The organism is Psychrobacter sp. T6-4 (assembly GCF_052258425.1).
Lineage (GTDB): Bacteria > Pseudomonadota > Gammaproteobacteria > Pseudomonadales > Moraxellaceae > Psychrobacter.
In genome coordinates, this window is sequence record NZ_JBQQEZ010000004.1 from 149,631 (window position 1) to 162,103 (window position 12,473).

Below are 12,473 nucleotides of genomic sequence, written 5' to 3' on the forward strand. Positions count from 1 at the left end.
CAAATTTTTATCAAGCAACTTGGTAGCTACCTATCTAATTTATTTGGATTCGACTATATCAAGCCATCTTTGCGCTCTAGCATGAGCGAGTTGGTAAGGGGTGTCAATATCATAGCTAAGTTGAGGATTAATAACGCTGCTAATTTGGTCAGCTGGTAGACCTCTGATTAAGTGACGTAGGCCTTTATCCCCTGTTAGTAGTGCCTGCCATTGATTTAGTAGCTCATAATCAATGACTAACGGCAGTCCAACGATATCTTTTTTGACGGTATTATGAGCCACTGTTCTATCTGAAGTTTGCTCATCGCTCCAGTTATTTAAACTGCTGTATCTGCTACCAACTACTCTTTGCGATGCTACCAGCAAGGCTTGCAAATGCTCTTTATCGAGTAAGATTTGATCAATACCCATAATCAATACTCTATTGATTGATAAACTATCATTGCTGTCTAAATGATTTAACGCCTCAACACCTAAGTACAAACTATGCGCCATACCTATATCAGGTGTTGGGTTTGTAATCCTATGCACATTATCCTGCTGATCGATCATACCTTTAATAGCAGTATCTATTGACAGATTGCCTTGAGGGGTAACCATCACAATAACTTGCGGCTGAGTCGCTAAGGCCAGCTGAGTCATATAGCAGATTAAGGGTTCGCCCTCTTTTTTAAGTAGCTGTTTTGTTTGACCTAAACGCTGACTGAGACCACTTGCCAAAATAATAACGGCATGGTTTTGCATCATCATGCGTGGCTCATCATAGCTATATCGTTATTTGCTAAATCTATATGTTGAGCTGGCGGTGCTTGATTATGCATAACTGCGTTAATCTGCGCCATGATACCCAGTGCTAAAGCTTCGGGCCCATCGCCACCCAGCTTATAGCCAATAGGATAATGCAGCTTATCGATACCCTCATTTAAAACACTAGCATCAGATTTAGTAGCTTTAATCTCATCAATTAGACGCTCGGTACGATAGCGCGGGCCCAATTGTCCCAGATATTTATGGTTGACACCTGTCAATAATGCAGCAAGGCGAGCACGGTCTTGACTAAGGCTATGCGACATTAGAGCGACGGCAGCGTTTTCGCTGAGTTTGAGCAAGGTATCAGTATCGTCTAACGCTAGCGGCAGCACTTCATCTGCCTGCGGGAAACGTATCCGCGTAGCATATTGCGCGCGACTATCTACGACGGTGACATGCCAGTCTTGCAACTTTGCCATGGTGACCAGTGGCATCACATCATTGCCTGCGCCGCATATCAATAGACGGACTTGCGGCTCTAATCGTTGCATGAGCCACTCTGTGGTTGGCTGTTTATTATCTTCACTTTTTATAATCAGGTATTTAGTATGGTTATTACCTAGTTTGTGCTGAGCTAATTTTTTGGCAGTACTATTAATTAGGCTTAAATCAGTTTGCTCAAAGCTATCGTGAGCATTTATAAAAAGATCTGATGCTATCTTTGGCTGAGTATCGTCATCCAAATGAAGGCGCATACCGATTTGCATCTGACTCTCAGAAGCATTATCAGTACGAATCAACGTCGCTATCGTAACGGGCTGCTGGGTATGTCGAACTTGCCTGATGATGTCTAATAGCGCCGTCGCTGTCCTTAAGCGCTCAAACAGCACATGCACCCGTCCGTTGCACCCTAAGCCAAAATTTAGCTCATCTAAATCAAGATCATAGTCGTCATCTAAATCTGCTTCTACAGAATCATCTGGCGCTATCGTTTCACTAGCTACAGTTTTATTAATACGAGCGTGGGCTTCACCGCTTTGCGTATATTCAATATCATCGCCCGTTTGATAGACTTGTACGCTTGCGCCATTGCGAGTAAGCCAAAAGGCGCGTTTGATAATATGCGGCTCAAGGCAGCCACCACTAATCATGCCAATAGAGCGTCCATCCTCGCAAATAAGCATCATCGCGCCCGCACGGCGATACGCTGAGCCTTCGGTGCGTACGACCGTTGCCAGTACAGCATCAACATTTTGACTTTGAGCAACACTTGCTAATTTGAGGATATCAGCGATTTGGTTCATAGTTTAATTCATTCTTTTAAAAAACAAATAAAACCTGCTTAATATTAAAGATAATAATGAGCAGGTTTTAAAGGATGGTCAAAGACGAGTTCGGACTTGAGGTTACTCAGGCATATCTGCTAAAAGCTTATCTAGAGTAATCGGAAAGTCATATACACGCACGCCAACAGCATTATAAATCGCATTTGCAACCGCTGCCGCTGATCCAGAGATTGCCGTCTCACCAATACCCTTAATATGCATAGGGTTGGTGTATGGGTCGTCCTCTTCTAAAAGAATAACATCCAGTTGCGGTACATCTAGATTGACAGGAACATGGTACTCCGCCAAGTCATGATTGCACAGTCGGCCGTCGCGTTTATCATGGATAACTTCTTCCATTAAAGCAGAACCAATACCAAATATCATACCGCCATAGCACTGCGAGGTCGCCGTTTTGTGATTAAGAATACGTCCAGCAGCATATACTCCAGTCATGCGCTTAACTCGAATCTCACCGGTAAATCTATGCACGGCAACTTCAGCGAAATTGGCACCGAAAGAGGCTTGACGGTAGTTTTTACCGTTTTTGCCTGGTTTGATCTGACCTTTAGCACTGATTTCTCGCTCCTCATATTCAGCGATGATATCAGCTAAGGCGTACGATTGCGCTTTGCTAAAGTCGTATTGCTCATTTGCAGGTTTTAATTCAGGCAACGATATACCTGTCTTTGCCGACACTTTATCTGCCAAGTCTGCAGCTTTATTTACCAAGCCTGATACTTTATCTACCACGCTTTTATCGACTACTCCTTTTTCCACCAAGTTTTCATCGACAAAGTCTGCTACTTTTTCTCTACTTGCTCCAATAGCGGCTTCTGCCTTGCTAGGCTGATGCTCACCTGCTTTTTTGATCTGACCGTTATCTAGGCGAATAGTATCGGCATGAAGTCCTACTTTTTTTGCAAGCATTTCGCGTAGCTGCTCGCAAGCTAAATAGACACCACTACCTGCACTCGCAGCACCAAAGCTACCGCCAGAACCAGAGGCGGCTGGCAAATCACTATCGCCGAGCTTCATCTCAACGTGATCAATCGGCAGTCCTAACAGCTCAGCTGCAATTTGAGAAAACACCGTATAGGAACCCGTACCGATGTCGGTCATGTCCGTCTCGATGATGGCTCGAACGCCAAGCTCTTTAGTATCATCTACTTGCAAGATTGCTCGTGCTTGAGAAGGTTGCAGCATATTACCACGAGAGGTTGCCGACATGCCCATCCCTATCCACCAATCGCCTTGTAGTTGACTGGCAGGTTGAGGGTTGTGCTTATCCCACCCAAATTGCTCTGCACCTTTTTCCATACAAGCGACTAGCTGACGAGTTGAGAATGGAATCTCTTCACTAGGATCTTCTTCGGGCTCATTGCGGCAGCGCAGCTCGATTGGATCAATCTTTAGCTGTGAGGCCAGCTCATCCATAGCACACTCAACCGCGATCATACCCACGGCTTCGCCTGGAGCACGCATAGAGCCTGATAGCACTTGATTCATATCTACCATCTGGTAGTGGACGCGGCGGTTTTCGCCACGATATAGGTAATGTGTAGATAATGCCGTCGGCTCAAAAAATGCCTCTCCTGGCAAATTGCTAGTGATAGTATCGTGAATAAAGGTATTAATAATGCCTTCATTATCACAGCCAATAGCGATGCGCTGACGCGTGTTTGAGCGTCTAACAGTCGCCTCCATCACTTGTGGGCGCGTCATTACAACCTGTACGGGACGCCCAACTTCTTTTGCAGCGATAGCAGCAGCAATAGACTCAGGCGCAATGCCAAGCTTACTCCCAAAGCCGCCACCGACATAATAGGAGATAAGATGTACCTGATCTTTATCTAAGTCTAGTGCATCCATAATCTGCTGTTTACAAGAAGCAATCATTTGGTTTGAAGAATACAGCGTTAGCTTATCATCTTCCCAAAACGCAAGCGTCGCATGCGGCTCCATAGCGGCGCTGTTTTGGCTTGGCGTATGATAAAGGCGATCGAGGGTGACCTTAGAATCACTAAGCCCTTGCTCAGGGTCGCCTTGCTCAGCGTTTTTGTCTGAGCCCTTCTTTTCATCGACATCATGAGCGTTGGGCAGCTCTTGCTCAAAATCTACAGCGGCCTTGTCTGTCTCATCTTTATAAGTTACTTTGAGCGTTTTGGCCCCTTCTCTTGCCGCCTCAAACGTTTCGGCAACGACTACTGCGATAGGCTGACCGTGATAAAAAACTTCACTGACGCCTTGCGTCGGCGCTTTGGTCATACCGCCTTGCTGGGCATTGCGCAAAAACTGCTTGGGGTCGGTAACCACTTTAATAATACCCGGAATATCAGCAATCGACTCACTATCGATGTTCTCGACTTCGCCCTTGGCAATAGTGGCACCTACCAAGACGCCATATACCTGGTTATCTACTGAAATCTCTGCACTGTAAGCGGCTTGACCACTCACCTTTAGTGAGCCTTCAACTCTATTGATCGGCTTGCCTACCACATTGCTAGCCGTGTTGTCGAATAGGGTATCAACAGACTCGTTCATCGTCTCTTTATTGGTCGGTTCTGACGGTAATACGGTATCTAATAATGACATGATTATGCTCCCTCGCCTGCTAATGCACGGCCAATGACTTGTTTGAGTAGACGACGTGTAAGTGGTATCTTAAAGTCGTTTTGACCACTACCTTTGGCATTTTTTAGTAATAAGTCCGCAGCCTGCGCGATAATGTCATCATTGCCATCAGTGCTAGTTAACAAGGCTTCAACGTCCTCATTGCGCCATGGCTGAGTACCGATGCCACCAAAGGCTAAGCGTACGGTCGCCAAGTTTCCATCGTCATCAGTATCTACGACTGCAGCGCAAGAGACGAGTGCAAAAGCATAAGAAGCGCGATCTCGCACTTTGTCATAAGTGTGCATACCTTTAATAGGTGCTGGCAGAACGACATGAGTAATCAGCTCGCCTGACTCCAAAACGTTTTCGATATGCGGCGTATCTTTTGGCAGACAATAAAAGTCTTTGACATCAATGTTGCGAGTTGAGCCATCTGCTTTGACCGTCTCGATAGTGGCATCTAATAAGCGCATGGCTACTGCCATATCGGAAGGATGCTGCGCGATACAAGAGTCGCTCGTGCCCAAAATCGCTAGAGTGCGGTTCTCGCCATTGATAGCAGGGCAACCTGATCCTGGATTGCGCTTATTGCAGGCGCTGTCAGTCTGATAAAAATAATAGCAGCGCGTCCGCTGTAAAAAATTACCGCCTGTGGTCGCTTTGTTGCGTAGCTGACCGGTCGCCCCTGCCAATATAGCGCGAGATAACACAGGATAATGAGCAATCACTTTAGGATGCGCAGCCAAGTCACTATTACTAACGAGGGTACCGATACGTAAACCACCATCTTCTGTGTCTTCTACTTGCGTAAGCTCTAAACGCGTAACATCAACCAGTTTAGTTGGAGTTTCAACTTCAAGCTTCATTAAATCAAGTAGATTGGTGCCGCCTGCGATAAAGGAAGCGTCTTTGGGAGTAGCAAACATAACCGCTTGCTGCGGCTCAAGGGCGCGAATATATTCAAAGCGTTTCATGAGCGGTCTCCTGATGTACGACTTGGCGTTGTATTATTTGGCTTACCTAGCTGGGTCTGACTTGGCGGCGGTGACCAGATGCCAGTGACTGCCTTTTTGCTTGTGTCATTCTTCGATGAGTCACCAGCTTGGTTTTGCAATACCTGTGAGATGGCGCTTACGATATTGGGATAAGCAGAGCAGCGACAAATATTACCGCTCATGCGCTCAGCGATTTCTTGTATAAGCTGCCCATCAGGGTTTTGCAAATCTTCACTGACATAGCTTGGCCAGTTTTGTTTGACCTCATCTATAAGCGCTGTCGCAGAACAGATCTGCCCAGGCGTACAATAGCCGCACTGAAACGCATCATGATCTTTAAAGGCTTGTTGCAACTCAGACAGCGACTCTGGCATACCGATACCTTCAATCGTCGTGATCTCATCACCATCATGCATGACGGCTAGAGTCAAACAAGCATTAATACGCTCACCATTGATGAGGATAGTACAAGCGCCGCATTGACCGTGATCGCAGCCCTTTTTGGGACCCGTTATTTGCAAGTGCTGACGACATAAATCAAGAAGAGTGGTACGAGGGTCAAGGTCATCGAATCGATGCTCTTGGTTGTTAATCGTTAACGTCAAATTAGACATGCTGGCTTCCCGCTGGCAGTTGGTTATTGTTTTTGGGTAAAGACATAAACGTGAGCTAAACATTTAGTAAGTTTATTATGACCTATCAATACGCTTACTGTGTTTTACCTTTGTAATACTTTTGAGCAAACTAAAATATTTAGGTAAATGACTACTCACAAAAAAAGCGCCATAAGCGCTTGAGGTTAAAGAGTCTTTACTCGTGTTTATTACAAAAGCAACTAAGCTTTGCTCATGATGTCAGCTTCACTAAGGCGTGATTTGGGCAAAGTCGCGTTATAGCCATCCCCGCTTCGATAACCTAGACTGACAACGCCAATTGAGCTAAATCCTTTAGTATTTAAATCCAGCTCTTCATCTAGCACTGCAAAATCTACTCCTTCCATCGGTGTTGCATCGATACCGAGCATAGCTGCCGCAAGTAGTAGCGACCCCATCGCAATGTGTACTTGCTGCGCTAACCAGTGTGCTTCATCTTTAGTTGCGTAGCGATGGTTATTGATAGACTTTTTGCGCTTAGCGTCCATTTGATCTTTGTGTTTGGGTTTAGTAAAGCGGTCATCGGCATCTTCTTTGTCTAGCACTTTTTGCAGATATTCATTGTCTGCATGCGCCAAACTGCAAAAGACAATAACGTGTGAGGCATCTCTTATCTTATGCGAGTTAGCCTCATGATGACCATCAGTCGCTTTAGCAATGCGCTCTTTACCCGCGTTATCATCAGCGATGACATAATGCCAAGGTTGAATGTTGGTCGCCGACGGGCTTAGACGTAACACGTCTTTTAAGCTCTGAAAATCAGCCGCTGATAATTTTTTGTTTGTATCATAGTCCTTAACGCTATAACGCCAAGTCATAACCTCAGATAAATCTGTTAACTCATGCGCCATCGTTTTATGACCTTTTTAGTTATTATTTACTCGTATCATAGCCTGCGTAGTAAGTTACTCTGTCCTGGCGCAAAAATCCCGCCAGTCCCAATCCGTAACGCTCTGCAACGCGCACCGCTGTACTGGTTGGCGCTGACATACCTACTAACCAAGGCAGGCGCATACGGATAGATTTTTGTACCAGCTCAATAGATAAGCGCGAGGTCATCACCACACAATCGATGTCGGCCTTTTGCCGAAGTTGCCAGCCAATCAGTTTATCAAGAGCATTATGACGTCCAACATCTTCAAAAAGATACAATTGACCCTCATAAACTGTCGCCGCCGCATGCACAGCGCCTGTCAATTGATGAGTATGTTGGGCCATATCGATCTTCGCTCGTATTGCCAGCAAAGTATCTAACTCTGGACGTGAGCTTGGCTTGGCATTAGAGGTTACTGAACCCTGATAAGCACTCAGATCAGGCAGTGCTTGAGCAAGTCCTGTGATACCGCACATACCGCAGCCCGTTCGGCCTGCTAATTGGCGCTTTTGTGCTTGAATACGCTGATGACAGCGCTGATTGAGTACCAGCTCTACCACGTAAATATCATAATCTAACAAATGCTCTAATGACTGTGTACTATCACTATGACTGTCGCTAAAGGATGTAAAACTGGCGCTATCGGTCAGTTGCGTAACGTCCCAATCGAGTAAGTCTCGACTGTGATCGATCAGCCCTTCACTAAACAAAAACCCAACAGCCAGATACTCTAACTGTTGGGGACTTGCCATCAATACAGCGTAGTGAATACCATTAATCACAATAGAGACAGCAGCTTCGACAGCTAAGCTTGCCTGCCGACTATCGATATCGAATTCATCTATTGCACTTATCGACCCTGCACTGAGCGATTCGTCAAAATTACTCTTTGTGTCTTTAGCCTTTAAGTAATAGTGTTTATGCGTTAAATGATGACGTGACAAAGGCGATACTGATGTCAATACGCGCGCGGTCTCAAGGTCTATATCAATACTCATAACTACTCATGCACATATAAACGACATTATAAAATAGCGCCCTGATCACTGTTTATCTCATTACGCGGGTACTGCTAAACTCATATCTTCAGCAGTTTTGTCTTTACTAGTCTGCTGTATCATAGCCATTTTTTCTAAGACAACCGTTGCCGATTTATACGCTGGTATATGCGAGTCTGGTGCTTGAGTGTCTAGATCAAATAGATCATTGCACTCAGGATAATAGGTAGCGACTGCATTGGCGGCGATGTCCATCTCTGTCAATACCAGTGGTCCCAATACGCGCTTCTCGCCGCTACTGGTCTCACGAGTAATCTGAACTTTATCGCCTTTGCTCCAGCCTAGTCGGCTTATCTCATCAGGATGCATAAACAGCACATCACGGCGATCAGTTTGACGATAGCGATCTTTGTAGCCAAATATCATGGTATTAAACTGATCATGACTGCGTACGCTGGTTAATTGCCAAACCTGCTGCTTGCGGTTTTGACTATCGATAATGCTGTTGGCACCTTTATTAAGGGCAGAGGTTTTCGATTGCATCTGTTCTGCGACAAAGGTGATTGGATACTTGGGCACTTCAAACTGCGCCTTTTTACTGTCGGTATTCCAAACACGATGACGCGCAGGATGATACAGATGAAAACCACGATCAGCGGCGCGTACACGGTAGTTGAAATTCTCAAAACCGTCGATAGCTTGGGCGACGTAATCACGAATGATATCGAAGTCCTCACCCATCTTTTGCCAAGGAATGTCGAACTTACCGCCCAGTACATGAGTTGCCATGTCAGCGACAATCTGCACCTCAGATTTAAGCGTATCACTGATCGGCTTGAGATTACCCTTAGAGCGCGCAATCTGGCACATCGAGTCCTCTGTTGTAACGAACTGCTCGCCTTTACTGGTGATAATTTTTTCGGTACGGCTGATACAAGGCAAGATAATATTGTTAGCGCCAGGGTACAGCATAGTGCCATTGAGCTTTGTCGCGACAAAGACGTTGAGCTCAGTGGTGGTCAATGCCTGCTGGATTGCACTCATATCGGGCGCGGCTACCGCATAGTTACCACCCATACTCACAAAGGCTTTAAGCTTACCTGCAATCAAAGCTTTGGCACCTGCAACGACATCAAAACCATCTTCACGAGGCATCGGCTGCTTAAACACGCGCTCAAGACTATCGAGTAGTTTTTGATCTGGGCGCTCATGGACACCCATAGTGCGATCGCCCTGTACATTGGAGTGACCACGCACTGGAGACGCGCCAGCGCCTTCGATACCTATCATACCCATCAGTAGTAGCAAGTTGGTGATCATCGCTACATTATCATCACCTTGAACGTGCTGAGTAATACCCATGCCCCATGTACAGATAGTCGCTGGACTATCGGCAACTAAGCGTGCAACCTCAATGATTTGCGCTTGATCAATACCTGAACCGCGCTCAATATCTGCCCATGACTGCTCTGTGAGCCACTGCTGTAGTGCCTCAAACCCTGAGGTATGCTCAGCGATAAAATCAGTATTTATCTTATCATTCTCAAGTAGCCATTTTGCAATACCTGTCAAGAGCGCCGCATCCCCTCCGATCTGGATCTGGATCACATCATCGACCAAATCATCACTCTGACCTGCTGCCATGTGCGTCGGCTTTTGCGGATTTCTAAAGGCGCTTAGCCCCTGCTCACGCATTGGATTGACCGAGAGTATCTTGCAGCCTTGCTTATGGGCGTGTGCGAGCATCTCAAGCATACGCGGATGGTTGGTCGCAGGGTTTTGACCGAACATAATGATCAGGCGCGCCCGCTCAAAATCCTCTAGCATTACCGTCGCCTTACCTACGCCCAGCTGACGACCAAGCATCACTGAGGTTGGCTCGTGACACATATTGGAGCAATCGGGCATATTGTTAGTGCCAAATAGACGCACAAACAACTGATAAAGAAAAGCGGGCTCATTGGTTACGCGCCCTGAGGTGTAAAACAGCGCCTCATCAGGAGAGTCCAATTGATTAAGCTGACTTGCAATCCGCTTAAAAGCGGCGTCCCAAGAGATAGGCACATAACGATCTTGCGCCGCATCATACGCCATTGGTTCTGACAAGCGTCCGCTGTGCTCAAGCTCATAACCTGTCCAGCTTTGCAGCGCGGTTACCGTATGCTTGGCAAAAAACGCCGCATCGGTTTTAGTAGACATGGTCTCACTAGCAATAACTTTAAACCCTGTCTCACAGACATCTAAAGTCTTGTGCGTCTTGTGATCAGGCCACGCGCAACCCGGGCAATCAAAGCCGCCATTGGGCTGATTGCTCATCAGTACGCTCATGCTCCCGCGCAAAAATGCTTTGTAATCCATAAGTTTACGAGTCGATGCGACCAGCGCAGGCCAACCGGCTGCAGGATGGGCATAAATAGGAATCTTGCGCATAGGAGACCTCATGTCATTTGTGTCATTAAAATATGATAAAACGTAAACGCTGAATCAAAAACAGCTGTACTAACCAGTATTCAACGTAAACTTAAAAATAGCCAGTAGAAATCTAGTCATTTGGCTACTTTTTCACAAAAGTAAACGTGATGTGCAAGATAAATAACCTATAGCAAAAAGAAAAAGCGCTAAACCTAAAAACCTGGGACGTCTGATAGTCTGTTAATTATTAATTTGTCTCATTTAACCTGCGCATACCCTACAATGATTGTCCTTTTTAAATTTTATGTTGTGTTGACTCAGGTGTCTGCAATCCCAATTGAGCAGTTGACCTGATAAGGGATTAACGCCTAGTCCTAGATATTGCAACGCAAGATTGGCTTGCATATTGCCCATGACCGTTGTGGTACTAGCGAGCACACCCGAGCTGGCACAATTTTGCGCGGTGCTATTATTCGATAACGTCTCACCAAACACGCAGTAATAGCATCCCGTTTCTTTGTACGGCTCATACAGAGCAAGCTGTCCTGTCATAGCAATCGCTGAGGCCGAGAGCAGTGGCAAACGCTGTATTACGCTAATCTCATTTAGCAGCTCACGAATAGCAAAATTATCAGTGCAATCAAGCAGTAAAATATTTGAGTGATTATCGATATTAGCAGAGGATAAGAGGGTTTTTTTCTGCGCTATAAAGGCAAGCAAATTGTCTGTTGATTGCGCATGTATACGCTCGGTACTATAGCTGACTTCAATCAAAGGGTTAATCTGCTGTAGTGCCTGACAAGCGGTCTTGGCCTTATTATGTCCGATGTCTTTTGCGGTAAATAACGTTTGCCGCTGTAAGTTGCTCATCTCAATCACGTCATCATCGATTAGATGAATATGACCAACCCCTGCCCGCGCTAAGGTCTCAGATGCCGGACACCCCAAGCCGCCTGCGCCAATGATGATTGCCGTACTGGACTTGAGACGTAGCTGAGCACTGATATCCCAACCACTGAGTAACACTTGACGGGCGTAACGCATGAGTTCATCATCAGTTAGCATAAGCTCTGCTGACGTTGTCTCTAGCGCTGTCTGCGGCATTATTCGCTGCGTTAAATCTGACATTGAACTCTCTTTATTCTAAGGTACATAGGACATTGTACAATAGGCGTAGCAGTTTATGATTGATATTAGTATGCTCTTTTATTGTGATAATGCCTGAATAGTTAAATAAACGCTTGCAAAGTCGCTAAAACTTGCTAAAATGCTCATCCTAAATAGGCGTATAGCTCAGTTGGTTAGAGCGCTACCTTGACATGGTAGAGGTCAGCAGTTCGAATCTGCTTATGCCTACCAAATTTAGAAAGCCCCAGTTTAACGACTGGGGCTTTTTTTCGTCTGTAGGATATGGGCTGTAGGGGAAAATTCTTGCTTACATCGACTCATAGTCATGATTACGCAATCAGATTTAAATCATTTAAAAATATGACGGTGACCAGCGTTAAAAAACTATTGAAATTAAACCTCTATTTTCGACCTCTACTGTAAACTTATTAAGAAATACAGACGTGCTGGCCTCGCAGCTAGCACCGACGCTATAGCATTATAATAAGGAGAATTATTCTTGTCTTGCAAAGCGAAATCGATAATTAATCGACTTTTGACGCTTCTCAGGTTTAATATATCCAGACTACATAGTGCAATGGATGATGTCTCACCTTTTGACTATGAAAAGCGGTATGATAGTCATTTAACCCTGTCAGGCATCGCTGCCTGTCTCAGACTCTGCTATAGTCGGAGCGTCTCTTTGCAACATTTGATTAACCTGCGCAGCAGCGCTGTTGGCT

9 protein-coding genes and 1 tRNA gene are annotated in these 12,473 nt (G+C 45.6%); 1 reads left to right on the forward strand and 9 read right to left on the reverse strand.

The window, feature by feature from the left end:
* Positions 1–39 precede the first annotated feature (39 nt).
* The 9 genes from ACTXGE_RS04505 to ACTXGE_RS04545 all read right to left on the reverse strand — a co-directional run bounded on the left by ACTXGE_RS04505 (position 40) and on the right by ACTXGE_RS04545 (position 11,727).
* Positions 40–750, reverse strand: coding sequence for a nucleotidyltransferase family protein (locus ACTXGE_RS04505; protein WP_443542107.1), 711 nt, complete (start codon positions 748–750; stop codon positions 40–42).
* Complete coding sequence (locus ACTXGE_RS04510) at positions 747–2,054, reverse strand: XdhC family protein (RefSeq protein WP_443542109.1); 1,308 nt, start codon at positions 2,052–2,054, stop codon at positions 747–749. The genes ACTXGE_RS04505 and ACTXGE_RS04510 overlap by 4 nt, the downstream gene beginning before the upstream one ends.
* A 102-nt stretch (positions 2,055–2,156) precedes the next feature.
* Positions 2,157–4,670: a molybdopterin cofactor-binding domain-containing protein gene (locus ACTXGE_RS04515; RefSeq protein ID WP_443542111.1), complete on the reverse strand. Its 2,514-nt coding sequence runs from the start codon at positions 4,668–4,670 to the stop codon at positions 2,157–2,159.
* 2 nt (positions 4,671–4,672) lie between these two features.
* Entirely contained in the window at positions 4,673–5,665 is a 993-nt protein-coding gene (locus ACTXGE_RS04520) for an FAD binding domain-containing protein (RefSeq protein WP_443542113.1), read from the reverse strand.
* Positions 5,662–6,300, reverse strand: coding sequence for a 2Fe-2S iron-sulfur cluster-binding protein (locus tag ACTXGE_RS04525; protein WP_317198729.1), 639 nt, complete (start codon positions 6,298–6,300; stop codon positions 5,662–5,664). Before ACTXGE_RS04525 ends, ACTXGE_RS04520 begins: the two co-directional genes overlap by 4 nt.
* A gap of 221 nt (positions 6,301–6,521) precedes the next feature.
* Complete coding sequence (gene nfsB / locus ACTXGE_RS04530) at positions 6,522–7,190, reverse strand: oxygen-insensitive NAD(P)H nitroreductase (protein WP_435949432.1); 669 nt, start codon at positions 7,188–7,190, stop codon at positions 6,522–6,524.
* 22 nt (positions 7,191–7,212) lie between these two features.
* Positions 7,213–8,211: a formate dehydrogenase accessory sulfurtransferase FdhD gene (gene fdhD / locus ACTXGE_RS04535; protein ID WP_443542116.1), complete on the reverse strand. Its 999-nt coding sequence runs from the start codon at positions 8,209–8,211 to the stop codon at positions 7,213–7,215.
* Positions 8,212–8,271: 60 nt separating this feature from the next.
* On the reverse strand, positions 8,272–10,641 hold the full coding sequence (locus ACTXGE_RS04540; protein WP_443542118.1) for an FdhF/YdeP family oxidoreductase: 2,370 nt from the start codon (positions 10,639–10,641) through the stop codon (positions 8,272–8,274).
* A 243-nt stretch (positions 10,642–10,884) separates the two neighbouring features.
* The gene (locus ACTXGE_RS04545) at positions 10,885–11,727 is read right to left on the reverse strand and encodes a HesA/MoeB/ThiF family protein (protein WP_443542155.1); all 843 of its coding nucleotides are present in this window, start codon (positions 11,725–11,727) and stop codon (positions 10,885–10,887) included.
* Positions 11,728–11,905: 178 nt separating this feature from the next.
* Here ACTXGE_RS04545 and ACTXGE_RS04550 point away from each other — a divergent pair.
* Positions 11,906–11,982 (forward strand) — tRNA-Val (locus tag ACTXGE_RS04550).
* Positions 11,983–12,473 lie beyond the last annotated feature (491 nt).